This window comes from Flavobacterium sp. KACC 22761 (genome assembly GCF_034058155.1).
GTDB lineage: Bacteria > Bacteroidota > Bacteroidia > Flavobacteriales > Flavobacteriaceae > Flavobacterium.
This window is the reverse complement of record NZ_CP139148.1, coordinates 2,635,702-2,655,344: the sequence shown is the minus strand read 5'-3', so window position 1 is coordinate 2,655,344 and position 19,643 is coordinate 2,635,702. Positions and strand designations below refer to the sequence as shown.

The window sequence follows — 19,643 nt, the reverse complement described above, 5'->3', positions numbered from 1 at the left end:
TTTGTAAAACTTTAAATAGTTGCAAACTTTCCAAAAATAATTAATACATTTGCTATTCAATCAGCTAAAAAAATGACAAATTTTAATAACATTATTATCGCTATTATCAGCATTATTGCAATTCAGCATTAATGGCGAGGTGTTATATAAATATGTAAAATATAATTTATAAGAACCTCCCAAAACGGGAGGTTTTTTATTTTAAAACATAATTAAAAGTCGCCACTAATTACACGAATTAACACGAATTACTTTTTCCTGAAAGACAAGAAAAATCAGTGTTAATTCGTGCAATTCGTGGCAAAAAACACAACATCATGAGTTTATTTAACGAAGTACTTAACGCAAAAAAGCAACTTGAAAATGTTGTTGCCGCGACGCCTTTAACACAAAATTTGAATCTTTCAGACGAATTCAAATCGACTATTTTACTAAAAAGAGAAGATTTGCAAATCGTCCGATCGTACAAAATCAGAGGAGCTTACAATAAAATTTCTTCGTTAAATGAAAAAGAAAAAGCAAACGGAATTGTTTGCGCCAGCGCAGGAAATCATGCGCAAGGTGTTGCATATTCCTGTAATCTTTTAAAGATTCAAGGCAAAATTTATATGCCAAAAACCACTCCAAAACAAAAAGTAAAACAAGTTCAATTGTTTGGGAAATCGTTTGTAGAAATTGTTTTAACCGGAGATACTTTTGATGATGCATACGCTTCAGCAACTGCAGACGCGATCAAAAATCATAAAACTTTTATTCATCCTTTTGATGACGAAAAAGTAATCGCTGGCCAAGGTACTGTTGGTTTAGAAATCTTAGAAAGCTTCAAAGAACCTATTGATTATGTTTTTGTTCCAATTGGTGGCGGCGGACTTGCTTCTGGATTATCAGAAGTTTTTAAACATTTGAGTCCGCATACCAAAATCATTGGCGTTGAGCCAAAAGGCGCGCCTTCGATGAAAACTTCTATTGAAGAAAATAAAAATACGGCCTTAAAAACAATCGACAAATTTGTTGACGGTGCCGCAGTAAAACAAGTTGGTGATAAAACTTTTGAAATCTGTCGTTATAATTTAGAAGATATTATTCTGGTTCCTGAAGGAAAAGTGTGCACCACAATTTTGCGATTGTACAATGAAGAAGCAATGGTTGTTGAACCAGCCGGCGCTTTGACCATTGCCGCTTTGGATTTTTATAAAGATAAAATAAAAGACAAAAATGTAGTTTGCATCGTTAGCGGAAGCAATAATGATATCGAACGAACTGCCGAAATAAAAGAACGTTCCTTGCTTTATGAAGGCTTGATGCATTATTTCATGATTCAATTTCCACAACGTCCAGGAGCTTTAAAAGAATTTGTAAACAATATTCTTGGCCCAGATGACGACATTACTTATTTTCAATTTGCGAAGAAAAACAGCCGTGAAGTGGGTTCTGTTGTAGTGGGTTTAGAATTAAAAAACAAAAATGATATTATGCCAATTAAATTGAAAATGACTCAAAATGGGTTTGAATTTCAATATTTAAATGACAATCAAGATTTATTTACCCAATTGATTGGATAAAACAAAAAGGCTGTCTATTAACCGTAGACAGCCTTTTAAAATCAAATATAAAATTACTAATTGAATTCTAGATTTGTAATTTATTGTTTTAATACTTTTTTCGAGTAAGCGCCTTGACTATCGTTTACTCGCACCACATAAATACCTTTTGGCAATCTTGAGATTTCGATTTCAGCTTGTCTTCCTTCGAAATTCATATTTTTCTTCAAAACGCTTTGTCCTTCAAGTGAGAATATTTCAACATCGGCACTTCCGGTATGGTTAGTATCAATTTTCAAATAATCATTTGACGAATTGATAAAAATCAACATATCATTTGGATTTTCTTCTTCTGCCGAAACTGTAGGTGCCAAAGCTTTTTTTGCTGTAGATTCCACTTGAACAAATTGCCATTGCTGATTTAATCCGCCAGTATAATCCCAAACCTGAATATTAGCTCCGTTTGCCGTCGAAACATTTTCAACATCAAGAGATTTGCCTGTATTCACGTTGGTAATTTTATAATAACCACCAGTCAAACTTGCCACTGTCCATTTAAATTCATTAGAATTAACAAAAGTCCTTTGTTGCACTTTTAGACCATTTGCAGTTCCGTTATTTTCAACAGCAAGATACATTCCCGTCGATTTTACAATAATGTAATAATTGCCGCTTCCATCTGAAACAAATTTCCATCTTTGGTTGCTTCCTCCTCCACTGGTAACATCATACTGCTGAATTCTTCCACCGCTTGTTGTCGAATTATCTGCAACATCTAAGCCTTTATTGCTGTTTCTCGAAATGATGTTGTAGTATCCTGGAAATCCAGTGCTTGAAGCGTTTACTGTGATCGCACTTGTTGCCGTTTTAGCTCCATCTACCGTTGTAACTGTTATTGTCGCACTTCCTGCTGCAACTCCCGTAACTAATCCGCTTGAATTTACAGTTGCCACTGAAGTATTGCTTGAACTCCAATTTACAGCTGTATTTGTTGCATTGCTTGGCGAAACTGTCGCTGTCAATTGTTGTGTTTGCCCTGCTGTAATTGTTGCCGAAGTCGGGCTTACACTTACGCCCGTTACAGCAACCGAACCTCCCGTTCCCCAAGTAAAAGTAACCGCAGATGATCCTGGAACTGCATAATTAAATGCCGATGATCCTGAAACTACTTTTATTGTATTTGATGATCCAGAAGTATTATAAAGTACCAGAGCAATAGATCCGTCAGGGTTTTTAAATCCAACTGACAAAATGCTTCCGCTTGTACTAGAAGAACTAATTCTTACTGCGCCCGGTTTCACATATTTAGAAATTTGGCCAATAATATAGTACGCAACATTTTTAGTATAGCTTGTACTATTATTTACTGTAATCGCTCCTAAACAGGTATTACAACCGCCTGGCGTATGCGGCCCCATGCTTGAATTATTTGCAGCATTCCATTCTAAAACTGTTTTCGACCAGTTACTTGTACTACCAATAACAACATTTTGCATGTGCCAGCCAAAATCGCCGCTGAAACTTCCTCCAGAACCTGTGTATTGTTCTGTGAAATAAACGTTTTTATTGGTTTGTGTTTTTACGGTTGACATTGCAGAGATATTTCCTAAATACAAATGAAACGCTGCGCCGTCTACATAACTGCTGTTGTTCAAAACATCAATTGGATAGGCAGTATTATCGCAATTGTGATCAAAAGCAATAATCTTGACACCGCCATATCCCGCAGCAGCCAATTGTGGCCCAAGTTGCTGATTAATAAAATTCTTTTGTTCTGTAGAATTCATCAGCATGCTTGGCTCGTTGTTTGGATTTTCAGGCTCGTTTTGAGGCGTGATTGCCCAAATCGAGATTCCCTGCGCCTGCATAGCTTGAAGATATTTCACAAAATATTTGGCGTAAGCCGCATAATATTGCGTTTGCAAACTTCCGCCAACCCAAGAACCGTTGGTTTTCATCCAGCGTGGTGCGGTCCAAGGAGTTGCCAATATTTTAATATTCGGATTGATCAACTGAATCTTTTTGATAATTGGAATCAAATAAGTCAAATCCGGGCCATTTAAACTGAAATTATTCATATTAGTATCTCCCGAAGTTTCATTGTAACTATATGAAGAACTGCTTAAATCTGAAGCCGCAATACTAATACGAATCACACTTGCGTTTAAGCCTGTAGTTGGATTATACAAATCATTCAATAACTGATTTTGCTGCGTTGCTGCCATTCCGCTTATCACTTCGGCACTACCTTCTGTAAGTGTGTAACCAAAGCCGTCCATGGTTTGATATGTTGTTCCAGCATTAACTGTAACGGTAGAAGGATTGGTTCCTGAGTTTGTTCCGAAACTCACAGTTGCCTGCTGTTGAAGTAATTTTGTTTGATCGCCTGATGTTATAAAAGGCGTAACCGTCTGAGCATTTGTTTTAGTAATACATAAAAGCATTATTATAATGACTTGTGTCATAAAAGCTTTTACCCGATTTGTAGGTTTTTGAGTAGTTTTGTACATTTTTTTGTGGTTTTTGAGGTTTGTTGATAGTTAAAGTTTTCTCATTTTATTATGATTATTTTTATTAAAAACGCATCAAAAATATGTCAATTTTAACGAAATCGATATAACAGAAGCTTTACAAATACACATCATTTGTAAAATTTACCTTAACAAAAACTTATCTAACTAAAATTCAAGAAACTGATAATCAAATATTTACATAAAATAAAAACACAAAAAATCTTACTTTTTACTCCCTTACCCCTACAATATTCGAAAAACGAATGATTTATAAGTAAAATAGATTGTTTTTAGCATGGAAAAATGCGCTTGTTAAATGACAAATATCATGGATTAAGCAAGAAGTTATATCGTATTTTTGTAATTCATTTTAGAAAGAAAAACAATGAATGCTCTTAAAGACATTTCGACTTTAGAAGATATTAAACAAATGGTGAACAGCTTTTATGACAATGTCAGAAAAGATGATCTCATTGGCCCAATATTTAATGATAAATTACAAGATCGATGGGAGCCACATTTACAAAAAATGTATGGCTTTTGGCAAACCATTTTATTTGATGTCCGAGCCTATTCTGGAACTCCGTTTCCTCCGCACAAGCAATTGCCTGTAGATAAAACTCACTTTGATCGTTGGATCGAAATTTTCAACACTACAATTGATGCACAATTTGCAGGCCCAGTAACTGAAGAAGCTAAAATGCGTGCCACAAATATGGCTTTTATGTTCAATCATAAAATTGAATATTTCAGAAATGCAGAAAATGAATTGAGAAATTCAATTAAGAAATCTTAAAAGTAAACTTGAAAAGTAGATAAGGTTATTATTTTTTAAATAAATTTGATTGAGCCAAATCCCTTAACTGAATCTAAAACCTACTAAATGTTTTTCGCATGAAAAAAATAATACTGCTTTTTATAATTTGCTTCTCATTTTTCAATACCATTCAAGCTCAAACGTCACCAACTTCAAATTTATATCAAGGAACTGTTGATGGCAAAACTCCTATAACAGTATACATCAAAACAGAAGAAAATCCATGCACAGCCGATTTAATGTACACTTCAATGTACCGTTACAATAAATCCAAAAACTGGATTCAGCTCAATATTACTCAAAACAGAAAAGCTGAAAATGAATTTATCATGGTAGAACATGACTTTAGCGGTGTATTGATTTTAAAGAAAACAAATAATACTTTTTCAGGGTTGTGGATCAGTCCAGATACCAAAAAACAATTAAAAGTGGATTTGAAAGAAGCAACAATGACCAAAAAAGAGCTGGAAAACTTTGAAAAAACAATGGAAAAAGTCAATTATGAGAATAATGACTGTTAAAATCCGTTTTCTTGCTAAGCTCTAAAAACCTATAAAAATGCAATAAAACATACTTTCGGATAAAAATTTTGTGATGAATAGCAAAAATTAGCGGTCTAAATTCGTAATTTTACATTCTAATCTACAACGTTTTCGAAATGAATGCATCTATAGAAACAAATCCGTTATTGGAGCGATTGCCAAAACATTTAAAGCAATTTATTAAACCTCAAGATTATAGCGATTACACACCTATCAATCAAGCGGTTTGGCGCTATGTAATGCGTAAAAATGTAGATTACCTTTCAAAAGTTGCTCATCACTCCTATTTAGATGGTTTGAAGAAAACCGGAATCGAGATTGATTCTATTCCGAGTATGTATGGAATGAACCGAATCCTGACTGAAATTGGTTGGGCTGCGGTTGCTGTTGACGGATTTATTCCGCCAAATGCTTTTATGGAATTCCAAGCTTATAACGTTTTGGTTATTGCTTCAGATATCCGACAATTAGAACATATTGAATATACGCCAGCTCCAGACATTATTCACGAAGGTGCCGGCCACGCTCCCATTATTGCTAATCCCGAATATGCTGAATATTTGAGACGTTTTGGCGAAATTGGATGCAAAGCGATTTCTTCTCATAAAGATTACCAAATGTATGAAGCGATTCGTCTGCTTTCGATTTTGAAAGAAGCCGAAGATACGCCTCAGGAAAAAATTGACGAAGCTGAAAAAGCTGTTGCCGATTTACAAAATAATATGGGCGAATTGTCTGAAATGGCTCAAATTCGTAATTTGCATTGGTGGACAGTGGAATACGGTTTAATTGGAACAGTCGAAAATCCAAAAATTTACGGTGCTGGACTGCTTTCTTCAATTGGAGAAAGTGCCCATTGCATGACAGATAATGTGAAGAAAATTCCTTATGATATTTCGGCAGCGAATCAAAATTTTGATATTACGCAATTACAACCTCAATTATATGTAACGCCCACTTTCTCTTATTTGAGTTTGATTTTGGAAGAGTTTGCCAATAAAATGGCTTTGCGTACCGGCGGATTATCTGGAATTCAGAAACTGATTCAGTCCAATGCTTTAGGAACAATTGAATTAAGTACGGGCTTGCAAATTTCTGGCGTTTTCACAAATGTAATTGAAGAAGAAGGAAAACCCGTTTATATTCAAACAACCGGAAAAACAGCTTTGGCTTATCGTGAAAAAGAATTGGTTGGCCACGGAACTTTAACGCATCCTCACGGATTTGGAAGTCCGATTGGGAAATTAAAAGGCTTCAATTTAGCGATTGAAGATATGAGTCCGAAAGATTTACAAGCGTACAGCATTGTTGAAGGAGAAAAAATAAAACTGGAATTTGAAGGCAATATTATTGTTGAAGGTGAAATTATTACGGGTTCTAGAAACTTACATGGAGAAATTATTTTAATCAGTTTTAGAAATTGTACGGTTACTCATGGTGAAACGATTTTGTTCCAGCCTGAATGGGGCAATTATGACATGGCAATTGGCAAAAAAGTAGTTTCTGCATTTTCTGGCCCAGCCGATGTGAATAGTTTTGATTTGATCAATATTGTTCCTTCAACTAAAACAATAAAAGCAAAACATACTGAAGAGCGTGATGAATTAGAAATTTTGTACGCTACTGTTCGAAATATCCGAAATAATAAAGATGCTAAAACGGAATTAAAATCTGTTTTTGAGAAGGTTAAAAACAATCATGCTAACGATTGGCTTTTGACAGTTGAAATCGCTGAGCTTTTAAAAGATTCTGATGAAAAACAATTACTGCAAGAAGTATTGGTTCATTTGGATCAATTGAAAATAAAACGTCCTGAAGTAGCGCATTTAATTTCTGGCGGATTGGATTTGATTTTTGACAGTTCTTTGCCAAATTTGCCACAAAGGCACTAAGAATCGAAGTTTTTTAAATTGCCTCCTCTTTAGCTGGAGGAAAAAGATAAGTCAACACAAAAGGCTTTATTAGCCAAAACTCATTTTTTGGGCTAAAGCCTTTTTCTTTTTCATTATAAGTACCTCCAGCTAAAGCAAGAGGCAATTCAATAATCATTTTAATCCTTTTAATCTGTGGCAAAAAAAAATTCAACTTTGAACCTTTGCCTCTTTGCACCTCAAAAACTATAATTTCAAATCCTGAGTCAACTCGGTCTCTGATTCAATAGTTTTCCCTTCATATTGCAGTTTCCAGCCCATTGAATTTGTCATAATCAAAATCTTAGACAACTCGCTGATTAAACGGTTTTCGGCGTTTGTTTTTAATGAAGATGTTTCGATTTTTTTTGCCAGATTCGCTTTTACCGATTTATTGATTTTATTGTAATCATCTCCCGTAAATTGATTCATTTGACTTTGTTCAATGTCATAAAACTTAATATCAGGATTGATTGTAATTTCTTCTTTTGGGATATTTAAAATTGTAATTGTTTTGTTTTTTTCATCGATATCATATTTCATTTTATGCAAATCGTAGGCAACTGTCACATTCGCATTTACAACAACAAGTGCTTTCTTCTCAAAAGAAATCATGTCCATTAAGTACTTCTGCTGATTTTTATAGGTTATAACTTCTGAAAAATGTCCTTCGGTGACAACCAATTTTCCAACATTAAGAATCTGTTGCTGAATTAAATTGGTGTTATACTCAATATCTTTATCATCATCTTTTTTAAATTGGCAGAATTTGAAAGCCAGAATTATTAAAAAAACAATAACACCAATACCGATAATTCTTTTGACCAAGTTTTGCATTCCTCTAAAATATTTTAGACCAATTTACTGCTTTTTTCCTTTTTTTCCGCCACGTTTCTTTTTTTTCGCCACGAATTACACGAATTTCCACTAATCTCAACTTTGTGTATATAACTACTCAATTTCACAAATTAAAAATTCGAAAAATTAAAATTACGCTTTCAAAAAATTCGTGCAATTCGTGAATTGCTTCGCCTGTTCGCTATCGCTCGAGTCGTGGCAAAAAAAGCTTTAGAACGGATAGCCAATAGCAATATTCAAAATCAGGTTTTCTTTTCGCCACGGTCCGCTTCCAAAATCGATGTCTTTAATTACCCATCTTTCGCCTTCAGGTAAATATGGTTTTCTTAATGGAAAAGCCAAATCGGTTCTTAGAATAAAAAAGGATACATCAAAACGCAGTCCGACGCCGGCTCCAACTGCAATTTCTTTCATAAAATCTTTAGAAAATTCTGCTCCAGGTTTATTCGGATCTGCATTTACGAGCCAAATATTTCCTGCATCAATAAAAGCTGCGCCTTTTACAATACTAAAAAGTTTCGCTCGGTATTCGGTACTGAATTCCAATTTTAAGTCTCCCGATTGATCTGGAAGATAATCATTTGTTGTTGGTGCGTTATAATAACTTCCTGGCCCAAGTGATCTTGCTCTAAAAGCTCGAATACTATTTGTTCCTCCAACTACAAACTGTTTGGAGGTTGGCAAAACACTCGAATTTCCATACGGAATTCCGGCGCCAACAATGATTCGGCTAGCTAATTCGCTTTCTTTTCCCAACTTTAAATAATGCCTGAAATCGCCTCTAACTTTTGCATATTGACTGAACGGAACATCAAAAATACTTTTCTGATTACCGTCTTTAACGTTTGCTCCTGTCACTAAACCCGTCACATTTCCGGCCAAATCCAATTCTCCACTAAAATAAAACGTGTTCTTTTTACGCTTCTGCATTGTATTCGTGTATGTATAAGTGTAAGTTGTCCCAAAAATTAATTGTTTCTCAATTACTTTTCCTAACGATGCATCTTCTTCAATATCATCAAGATATTCTTGCGTCACGTGATTCGGACTTACATAAGTAATGTCAAATACGTTTAACTGATGCTCTTTTCTGGCATTTTCTTTCCATAAATAACCAAAAGACGTTTTAAAAGAATTCAAGGCATACAATTGCGTTCTGTTTTGATACTCATAGCGAAGTGTCGCTTTTGTCCTTGGAACATATTCGCTTGATCCATCAATATGAAATGGCGTTATAAATCTTGGCCAGGTCAAACTCGTTTCTGTTCCTAATTTATAGATATTCTTGCCTTTATTCACTCCCGCAAGCTGAAAATCGGCACCGCCAAAAACAGAAACAGTCAGCAATTCTGCTCCGCGAAATAAATTTCGATTGTTCCAGTTTACATTAATTTCTGTACCGGTATAACTCGCCGAATTTGTTTTTCCCAAAACCTCAACTCTAATGAATTTCTTTGGCAAAAGCGTTAAATAATAATACGAATCCAACGCATTTTTTATACTGTCTGACGTTCTGAATTCATTTTTCACGAAACTAAAAGTACCCAGATTTACAAATCGGTTTAAAGTTAGATTGTGGTCTTTTCTATTGTATAAATCACCTTTTTTGAAATAGATTGTTCGGTCAAAAACTCTTGGTTTAAAGGTATCTGCGGTATCAATAATCGTAAAATCTTTGTACTGAACAACATCTTCCAGCTTATATTTTACGCTGTCTTTTGAAATGGAGAAATTTGGATAAACAATAATTTTGTCAATTTTATAAGCCGTCAAAGCTTTTGGCGGAGCGTCATCTTTTATGACCAATCTTATTTTAACTTCGTGATCGCCTTTACTACTATCAACTTTAGCCAAAATATAATCTGGATTAAAATAATAATACCCTTTTTCTTTTAGTCTTGCGTCTATTCGTTCTCTTTCGGCTTTTATAACATCCAAATCATACGGATTTCCAACTTTCAGCAAACTTCTTCGACTTGATCTTCCAATGATTCTTGACATTGCCAGTGAATCATCTGGGAAAGTCACGCTTTTTATTATATATTGTTTTTTAGGAACAACAATATATTCAGCCGTAACTCTTTTATTTCGAACCGTAGAATCGGCACTGACACGGGTTTTGAAATACCCTTTGTTTTCGGTAAAATTTCTTAAAACAGAAGCATTATAATCTAAATCGACTTTACTAAAAAGCACAGGTTCCTCGCCCACTTTTGTGCGAAGCCAATATCGAAAACCTTTGTCTTTTTTAGGCTGACCGGCAATATTATAAATCCATAATTTCGGGCGGAGACCCAAAAACTGTTTATTTGGTTTTGGGCGAAGCAAATCTTCAAGCTGATTCTCTAAAATTTTTCGATCTTTCTTTTTAATAATCGAATCTTTCACTTTTACTGAAGCTCCAGTATAAAGCAAATCGCCTTCGGGCAAATATTTAGTATTACTGCATCCAAAAACAAAAAATAAGGACAGCGTAATAAAATATTTTATATATCTGTTTTTCATTTTATTATGTTTTTATATCGGTGCCTTTAATTTGATTATCTTCTTGCTTTTTCTCTTTTTCTTTCTCTTCTTTATCCTTTTGTTTTTGTCGTTCTTTACGCAGTTTTTCTTCTCTAATCATTTCCTTTTCTGCTTCACTGCGATGAAAAAGTTCACGGAATTTATTGTAACTCATCGTAATAATAAAAGCAATCCCGGTTTCGATTACCTGACCTTCAACTGCGACCTGATATTCGTTTTTTCGATAGGCACGAAGCATATAACGGCCGTCTTTCGTAAGTTGATAATCTAAAGCAACGTCGCCCGCAATGTTTGTGCTTTGTTCGTTGGCACGTTCTTGTCCTTCAACCGCAAAACTACTTCCAACAGTAACTTTCAATCGGTCATCTAAAAGTTTTTTTGAAACACCAACATTCAAATCGGTTCTGTTTTCCATTGTTCCTGTCGTGTAATCTTCGGTTGATTCCAAATCAAACTCCAATTGAACACCGCTGATCAATTCGCCTGCGAAATCATTTAATTGCTGTGACAAAATCTTGCTCACACTCTGTCTGGCCAAAGATTCAGCACTTGTACCACCACTCTCGCTGGCAAACGGATTTTCGCCTATAAATCGGTTCAGTAATAAAAGCGCAAAAACCTGTTTGTTCATTTCCGCTGGTTCTTGGCGCAATTGTTCCAATTTTGTACGAGACATGTCTACAACATTCGAAGAGACTCCATAATTACCTTCTGGAAGTACAATGTCAAAAGTGATTTCTGGCTTTAATAATTCACCGTTCATTTTTAAATGTGTCTCAAACGGAATTTTCTGTTTATAGGTGTTTTTTTCAGCCTGAGTTTTATCTCCTAACTGATTTCCAAGCAAATCGATTGGCGCGGTATTAACTTTATAAATGGCCGTAATATCCAAAGTTGCCATTGTCGGCTCGCCGTTCCATGTAATAGAACTTCCTTTCTGAATATTGAATTTTCTTCGGATCATGTTGAAGTTCATTTCATAAGCTCCATCCGTAAATTCATATTTACCTGTCAAAGTCGTTTTTCCCGAAGGATCAATTCCACCAGTTAACTGTGCTTCGCCTTTTAGATTCAGATAATCGCCGTTTCCTTTATCAATAATCAACGTCAATTCTGTTTCTTTATCAATCGAAATATCAACGCTAACATCCATTCCAATTAATTCTGACTGATTCAGTTTTTTCTCCATCTCAGCCGTTTGTCTCAAATATTGATTGTCTTCATCAACAAACTCCACAATTCCTTCCCTGTCAGCAATTGAAGGATCTGATTGTGGCAAAACCACCGTAAATTTGGTTTCTTTATTGACTTTAACATTTCCGCTAATAACAGGATTTTCAAGCGTTCCTTTTACGTTTAATTTGGTGTCCAAAAATAAATCGCCGTAAAACAAATCATTATCTGTTGCTTTAGAATGAATCGCTCTAAAATCATCGGCCGTAATGGTTAATCCAAAGTTATATTTCCTGAAATCAGGTGACTCAATCGTACCGTCAACCGATAATTCGTTATCATTTTCGTCCTGAAGTGTAAATTTATCAAAAGTGATTACGCCGTCATTAAAAGTGATTTTTTCCTGATCTGTTTTAAAATAGGAATTCAGCTGTGTAACTCTAAAAGCCGAATCATTAAAATTAAGTTCACCATTAATTTTAGGCGCATCAGTCGTGGCTTGAATTTTAAAATTTCCTGATAAATAACCTGTTCCTTCAGAAATATTATCCATGCTGAAACCCTGAATACTTTTTATATTCAGCTTATTTATAGCTACGTTAAAATCAAAAGTTCCTGCGTCAATCACATAATCTCCTGACAGATTTACATCGTTTCCTTCATCGCTCAGCTGTACATTTGCAGTAAGAATATTGGCTGTTTTGTTATCCACTTTTACTTCTAAATCGCCAACTTTATCGCCTTTAAAAGTAAAATCATCGATTTTTAAATCGGAAGTAAAAGTGGGTTTTGTCATTACGTTTTCGACAACCGCATTTCCGTTAATCAAACCTTGCATGAGCAATTTGTCTTTTTTGACAATGTTCATGATAGTTTCGATTTTGAAGTTCACAAAATCAACCTGAATTGGCGCATTATTTTGTGTTCCTTGCGATTGGATTTTCAATTCATTTCCGTCATTTTCAAGGAAAAACTTGTTGATATAAAGCTGATTTTTTCCAAATTCAATTGCATTTTCCGGATCAATTTTCCACTTGTCATAATTTAAAACGAAGTTTTCAGCATCAATTTTGAAGCTGTTTTTAGAATCTTCTGCTTTAAATTTTCCGCCTATGAAATATTGCTGTTTGTCTTTTGCGTCTTTTATTTCGAGTGCATAATCCAGAATATTATTTTCGGCTTTTCCCGATAAACTTGTAAACGGGATTTTCAATGAACCGCTTTCAATTGTGGCAACAGAAATAGCATATTCTAAAGCATTATCTTTTGTTTCGATATTTATTTTTCCGTCCGAAATAGTATTTCCGTCATAAACAATTCGAGGAATCGTTCCTTTTACTTTCAACGAATCTGTTTGATTGTTATATTTTCCGTTTATCTCAAAAGGTTCTAAACCTGTTAATTTCGGCAATAATTTTAAAAGTACAGGATCATTATCTACTTTCAGCGTAAATGCTAATCTTTGCTCGTCTGATTCGGCGTTAACTTTTGGATTTTGAAGATTGATATATTTAGATAAAGATTTCTGGATCGAATTTGAGAGCGTCGTCAATTTGTATTTACCTATTACTTCAGCTTTTAAAAATTGCGATGAAATTTTGATTGAATTGCTGTCTTTATCTGCAAAAGCAAAAACGCGGATGGAATCTAAAACAATTGGTTCTTTGTCCTGCAAAATCTGAATGTTTGAAAGAAATACTTTTCCGTTCAAAAAATCGGGATTGCTGTTGGCAATATCGGCGTCAACATTTCCACGAAGTTTCATTGGTCCGGCGTGAAGATTCAGTTTTTCTAAATCGGCTATGTCTAGGTTTAATTTTAGTTTTACGGCCGGATATTTCTCTTTTGTATTTCCGCTGGCAACCAAATCAAAATTCAAATTCGGGTCTTTCATTCCAGATTTTACAGCAAAAGATCCGTTTTCAATATTTCCTTTTAATGCCAAATCTTTGTATGTATATTTATTAAAAACCGCTTTCTGAACCAATGCGTCAACAACTGCATTTGCGGTTTTTGGGTCTAAACCTGTTCCTTTGACTTTTGCTTTGAGCGTAATTTTTCCGATCGAATCATTTTTGATTAGTCTTCCCAAATTAAAATCCAATAAATAAACCGTGGCATCGTATTTTTCTCTTTTTTTGACGCGCTGATCAAATAAAGCATCGACTTTTGCATTTCCGAAACTGCTATTCAAAGCCAGATTTGTTTTGAAATTCTGCACCGAACCTTTGAATTTCCCTCTTAAACTTAACTGTTGCGGAATTTGAATATTGTTCGGAATTGTTCCTTTCGGCACAAAACCATAAATGTCTTTTGAAGTGCTCGAAAGTTTTTTGATATTCAAATCGTAATACGCTTTTTGAGCATCAGGCAAGCCTTTTATCTTCCCCGAAAGGGAAACTTTTGTAGTTCCAATCCCGCTCATTTCGAATAATGGAATATCCAAATCTTTCACTTTTCCGCTCAAACGTGTATTAATCGCCAAAACAGCATTTGGATTACTTTTAAACGGATTTGTATTTCGTAAATCGGGAGCAAACAATAAAATATCTTTAAATCCAATTTTTGAATTCTTTACATTGGCTTCAATCGTAAGGTTTGCAAGATCTTTTTGAAGTGCTTTGAGCGATTTATATTCGACTTTAATTTTATCCTGAAGAAGTGTTTGTGGCGTTTTTAAATATAAATTATTCAGATACGCATTTTTTGGTCCGTAAAAAAAGTCGGTCTTTAAAGCTTGAATATTCAAACCGTTTTTTTCAACAACCGCCAGAGATTTTATATTTCCCGAAATAGTGTCATTGGCATAATATAATTTCTCGGCTTGAAAATTAAATTTATTCAAATCCAAATGACTGTAATCTAAACCTTTTGCAACGGATTTTGATTGCATATCATCAAACTTGAAAGCAACATTTTCAATATCAACTTTATTCAGTTTTGCTTTCCAGCCTGCTTGTTTTATCGCTGTTGTATCTAAATCTGGCGCTTGAATTTGTTTATCTTTTGCGCCTAATCTTAAATTTCCGCTAAGATTTTTTAGTTCGAAAGTGTCGAAATCTAAAAGCTGTTTGTTTAAATCAATTTCGTTGAAAGATAAATTTAGATTTCCGAGTTTTATTCCCGAATCTAATTTTGAATCTTTATTATCATAAGCAATATCAATTTTTGACAAGCTGATTTTTCCGAGTTTTAAATTGAAATCTGGTCGCTTGGAGATTGTATCGACCGTTTTTACCGAAACTTCGGCGATTTTCTCTACAACATCTTGATTTAAAACCAATTTTAATCCGTCAAGGTCGATGTTCGGAATATCAAAATTCATTTTATCTAAATCAAATTCCTTGAATTTTGTGTCAAAATGCGTAAGCTTTACACGAATATCATTTTTAGAAAAATCATCTTTAAAATTGAAATTGATATTATCTAAATTGACTTTTACAACTGAAATTTTAAAAGGTTTAGCGTTTGGATCTTCAACTTTTGGTTCTTTTGATTCGAATGCTTTTATGATATAATCGAAGTTGAAAACGCCGTCTTTATTTCGGGAAATGTTAGCTGTCGTATTTTCTAAAGAAACCGAATTGATTTCGAGTTCACTGCTAACCAGTTTAAAAAGATCAACATCGAGTTCTAATCGTTTACCAGCCAGCAAAGTATCTCTTTTTTGATCTTCAAAATAGAAACCTTCCAGTACTACATCTTTTGGAAATTTTATCGAAATATGATCTAAAGAAACTTTGGTTTTAATCTTTTTATGAAGGTAAGAAATCGCTTTGTCCTTAACAAAATTCTGAACTGAAGGAACCTGAATCAAAACAATTATAAGTAATAAAAGTGCAACTACAGAACCCACGCACCAAAGAAGTACACGAAGTGTTTTTTTTAGAAAATGAATTGATTTCTTATTCATACGTCAACAAAACACGATTAGATTAAAGTTGCAGTTTTATAAGGCTGTTATTATACAGTCTACAAAATTGTGGATTTTAAACCTTAACAATTTACACAATTATCTGCAATTATTCTAAAATTTCACTGTAAAATCGTTAATTTTCAGTTCTTACTTTAGCCAAAGACTGAATAAAACTTTGCGCCTTTGCGTCTTTGCGAGACTAAAAAAAGCCTGTTTAAATAGCTTAGAAATAATCTCGCAAAGACGCAAAGGCGCAAAGAAAATTTTAGAATTTGATTTGTGGAAGTTTTTCTCCTAAGAGATTAATTTTCTTTTGAAGATTTGCTAAAAATTTTTGATGTTGTTCTGATTCTGGATTAAAACTTCTATGACGCAGGCTTTTTTGGATTTCATCAACTTCCTGCATTACGGAAATGCTTTCCTGAGCAATATAATTTTCACTGAAAAGTTTCCAGATATAATCAATCGCAATTTGGTTTGGATGGAGCATATCTTCAGCATAAAAGCGATAATCGCGAAGTTCGTCCATCATGATTTCGTAGGAAGGGAAATAGTCGAAAGTCGAAAGTCGAAAGTCAAAAGTTTGATGCAAAGCCGTGAATAAATGAGATTTACTTAATTGATTTTCGATAAATCCGTCTTTTATGTGGCGAACTGGGGAAACGGTGAAAATGAAATTTATGTTTGGATTTAATGTCTGAATTAAATCAATTGTGTTTTGAATGCTTTTCTGAATTAATTCTGCCGACAATAATTCTTTTGAGAATTGTTTTTGTGGCACTTTATGGCAATTCGCTACAATTTCTTCACTTTCTAGATTTCTGTAAATCCATGAAGTTCCGTAGGTGATGATAATGTGCGACGCTTCTTTTAATTGCTTATTGGTTTCTGTAATGGCTTTGTTTAAAGTTTCAAGTAATTCTTGTCGGTCGGAATTACTTAAATCCGAATGCACTTCATAAGAATGCCAGCGCTCGTTATGAAAAAAAACATCTTTTTCCTGATAGAAATCCAATTGACAAACTCTTCGAAATATTTTCTCAATCGAAACTGGATTAAAAATAATTCCAAACGGATTAGTTTCATTTTGAAACTTAAAATAATCAAATTTCTCGGCTATATTTTCTGCAAAACAAGAACCAAAAGAAAGTATTTTCGAATTATAATCGATCGGAGAATTACTTTTTGAAATTGGAATTTGGGTTCTGAATTGCATAATGTAGAGTTTGAAACAAAGTTAAAGATTACTGACCACTCTTTTGATACCTAATTTAATAATTGGCACATTAAAATTAATTAGCAATCCCAATTTCATTTTTGTGATTTTAAGATAAGTCAAAACTTGTTTTCCGTGAACTTCATTAACCTGTTCAACTGATTTTATTTCTAATATCACTTAATTTTCAACAATTAAATCTGCTCGAAAGCCAATATCCAATGCTATTCCGTCCCATATTACAGGTAGTGGTTTTTGCCTTTCAATATTTAATCCTCGTTTTAGTAATTCATGATATAAAATCGCTTCATAAACCGATTCTAACAATCCTGGTCCAAGTTTAACATGGATTTTATAACAAACATCCACAACGATAGATGATATTTCATTTTCTGTCATTTTATTTTCTTTTACAAAATTACAGAAAAAACTTACTTTTTGTTTAATTTATTTAAACCGAAATTTCAAAATTAAAAAGACAAATCACGCGAAGTCGCAGAGTCGCAAAGCTTATTATTGTATTGAATGCTGAATTTATTTTAAAAAAACTCTGCGACTCTGCGACTTTGCGTGAATTTACTAAAGTCAAAAACAGCTAACTAAAAATTTACATTTTTAATAACAAAAACCAACTCCACAAACTAAAACAATTGCTTACTTTTGCATCTTCCACTTTTCTAAAAATCATATGAAATTACTATATTCCTATATAATCAGACACAAAATGCTTTTGTTTTTTGCACTGATTATGGCTTCGATAAACATTTGTTTCAGTTTATCAGATTCAATTATTACCGGTAAATTAATGCAGGACTGCGGGGTTGGTTTGCATAAATACGATGGAAATGCAACTGGTTTTATCAAATCATTATCTTTCTGGCTTGGACTTTCTCTTGGAGCCGCAATGGTTTCCAGAATTACCAAAAACTTTCAGGATTATTTCACCAATGTTGTCATTCAGAGGACTGGCGCTCAAATGTACACTGACGGAATCAAAAAATCACTTGATTTGCCGTACGCCGAATTTGAAGATCAGCGAAGCGGTGAAACATTAAGCAAATTGACTAAAGTGCGTTCAGATTCGGAGAAATTGATCACGCTTTCGATTTCTTTGATTTTTCAAACCATTATCGGATTCATATTTGTAATTATTTATGTAGCCAGAATCGATTACCGTATTTCAATTATCTTTTTGATTACAGCGCCAATTATTGCTTTGGTAAGTTCTTATTTGGGTAAAAAAATCAAAATTGTTTCAAAGAAAATTGTAAATCAAACCAATGCTTTGGCAGGTTCTACAACCGAAAGTTTGAGAAATATCGAACTTGTAAAAAGTTTAGGATTAACGTATCAAGAAGAAAAACGTCTGAATTTGAACACGTTCAAAATTCTACATCTTGAGTTAGAAAAAGTCCGCTATATCAGAAGTTTAAGCTTTATACAAGGTACAACAGTTCACTTTTTGAGAACTTGCGTTGTTTTTACTTTATACTATTTCTTGTTTGGCGGAAAAATCATTGTTGGTGACTTATTGACAATGGTATTTTTCACTTTCTTTATTTTTGGTCCGCTACAAGAACTTGGAAACTTTATCATTACCGTTAATGAAACCAAAGTTTCAATGGAAAACTTCAAAACCTTATTAAGCGCACCAAAAGAATATCGCCCGAAAAATCCAAAACATGTTGGCGCAATTCAATCATTGTTGTTTTCAAATGTGAGTTTCAAACATAAAACCGCAAAATTTAAAGCAGTTGAAAATATTAATTTTGAAATTAAACAAGGGCAAACCGTTGCATTTGTTGGACCGTCTGGATCTGGAAAAACGACTCTTGTAAAATTATTAGTTGGTTTGTACACACCTGCCGAAGGCCAGGTTCTTTATAACGACATCGATTCAACCGAAATTGATTTGTTGGATTTAAGAAAGCAATTAGGTTTTGTTACTCAAGATGCACAATTATTCTCAGGAACGATTCGCGAAAACTTATTGTTCGTAAAACCAAATGCAACTGACGAAGACTTATATGACGCGTTGAAAAGAGCAAGTTGCGAAAAGCTTTTAAAACGTGCCGAAGACGGTTTAAACACCACAATTGGTGAAGGCGGAATCAAAGTGTCAGGCGGAGAAAAACAACGTTTATCAATCGCTAGAGCTATTCTAAGAAATCCGAATTTATTGATTTTTGACGAAGCGACTTCTGCTTTGGATTCTATTACCGAAGAAGAAATCAATGATACGATTAGAAATATTTCAGACAAAAACAGAATCACAGTTTTAATTGCACACCGTTTATCGACTGTTATGCATGCTGATAAGATATTTGTGTTAGAACAAGGAAAAATCATTGAACAAGGAAAACACGATGATTTAATTGCCGAAAAAGGATTGTATTATGCAATGTGGCGCCAACAGATTGGGGAACGAAAATAGTTTTTTTTTAGATGCTAAGGTTCTAAGTTACTAAGGTTCTAAGTTACTAAGGTTCTAAGTTTTTTTAATAGCGTCCAGCTTTAGCTGGATGGATCATAATTTAAAATTAAGGGCTTTAGCCAAACGAAATAGTTTGGCTAAAGCCCTTTTAATTAATTCTTATCTTTTTCATCCAGCTAAAGCTGGACGCTATTGAA

At 34.0% G+C, this 19,643-nt stretch carries 11 protein-coding genes and 1 pseudogene; 5 read left to right on the top strand and 7 right to left on the bottom strand.

What is annotated here, in order from left to right:
• The first annotated feature begins 317 nt into the window (after positions 1–317).
• On the top strand, positions 318–1,562 hold the full coding sequence (ilvA, locus tag SCB73_RS11500) for a threonine ammonia-lyase IlvA (protein ID WP_320566392.1): 1,245 nt from the start codon (positions 318–320) through the stop codon (positions 1,560–1,562).
• Positions 1,563–1,642: 80 nt separating this feature from the next.
• On the opposite strand, the gene SCB73_RS11495 is transcribed toward ilvA, so the two are convergent.
• Entirely contained in the window at positions 1,643–4,051 is a 2,409-nt protein-coding gene (locus SCB73_RS11495) for an RICIN domain-containing protein (protein WP_320566391.1), read from the bottom strand.
• Between the two features lie 388 nt (positions 4,052–4,439).
• Here SCB73_RS11495 and SCB73_RS11490 point away from each other — a divergent pair, with 388 nt between their 5' ends.
• From SCB73_RS11490 to SCB73_RS11480, 3 genes are all read left to right on the top strand, one after another.
• Positions 4,440–4,850 carry a group III truncated hemoglobin gene (locus SCB73_RS11490; protein ID WP_320566390.1) on the top strand — a complete coding sequence of 137 codons (411 nt, stop codon included), beginning with the start codon at positions 4,440–4,442 and terminating at the stop codon, positions 4,848–4,850.
• A gap of 98 nt (positions 4,851–4,948) precedes the next feature.
• Positions 4,949–5,392 (top strand): hypothetical protein, encoded by a 444-nt coding sequence (locus SCB73_RS11485; protein WP_320566389.1) that lies wholly within the window; start codon positions 4,949–4,951, stop codon positions 5,390–5,392.
• A gap of 137 nt (positions 5,393–5,529) precedes the next feature.
• Positions 5,530–7,305 carry an aromatic amino acid hydroxylase gene (locus SCB73_RS11480; RefSeq protein ID WP_320566388.1) on the top strand — a complete coding sequence of 592 codons (1,776 nt, stop codon included), beginning with the start codon at positions 5,530–5,532 and terminating at the stop codon, positions 7,303–7,305.
• Between the two features lie 13 nt (positions 7,306–7,318).
• On the opposite strand, the gene SCB73_RS11475 is transcribed toward SCB73_RS11480, so the two are convergent.
• The 6 genes and pseudogenes from SCB73_RS11475 to SCB73_RS11450 form a co-directional block, all read right to left on the bottom strand.
• On the bottom strand, positions 7,319–7,462 hold the full coding sequence (locus SCB73_RS11475; RefSeq protein WP_320566387.1) for a hypothetical protein: 144 nt from the start codon (positions 7,460–7,462) through the stop codon (positions 7,319–7,321).
• Between the two features lie 68 nt (positions 7,463–7,530).
• Positions 7,531–8,160, bottom strand: coding sequence for a DUF4230 domain-containing protein (locus SCB73_RS11470; protein WP_320566386.1), 630 nt, complete (start codon positions 8,158–8,160; stop codon positions 7,531–7,533).
• A 231-nt stretch (positions 8,161–8,391) separates the two neighbouring features.
• Positions 8,392–10,686: a translocation and assembly module lipoprotein TamL gene (gene tamL / locus SCB73_RS11465; RefSeq protein ID WP_320566385.1), complete on the bottom strand. Its 2,295-nt coding sequence runs from the start codon at positions 10,684–10,686 to the stop codon at positions 8,392–8,394.
• Positions 10,687–10,690: 4 nt separating this feature from the next.
• Positions 10,691–15,793, bottom strand: a complete 5,103-nt coding sequence (locus SCB73_RS11460) for a translocation/assembly module TamB domain-containing protein (RefSeq protein WP_320566384.1) — start codon at positions 15,791–15,793, stop codon at positions 10,691–10,693.
• Positions 15,794–16,061: 268 nt separating this feature from the next.
• The gene (locus SCB73_RS11455) at positions 16,062–17,012 is read right to left on the bottom strand and encodes a GSCFA domain-containing protein (RefSeq protein WP_320566383.1); all 951 of its coding nucleotides are present in this window, start codon (positions 17,010–17,012) and stop codon (positions 16,062–16,064) included.
• A 21-nt stretch (positions 17,013–17,033) separates the two neighbouring features.
• Positions 17,034–17,411 (bottom strand): annotated as a pseudogene (locus tag SCB73_RS11450) (GxxExxY protein).
• Between the two features lie 289 nt (positions 17,412–17,700).
• On the opposite strand from SCB73_RS11450, the gene SCB73_RS11445 reads away from it, so the two are divergent.
• On the top strand, positions 17,701–19,446 hold the full coding sequence (locus SCB73_RS11445; RefSeq protein WP_320566382.1) for an ABC transporter ATP-binding protein: 1,746 nt from the start codon (positions 17,701–17,703) through the stop codon (positions 19,444–19,446).
• Positions 19,447–19,643: the final 197 nt, after the last annotated feature.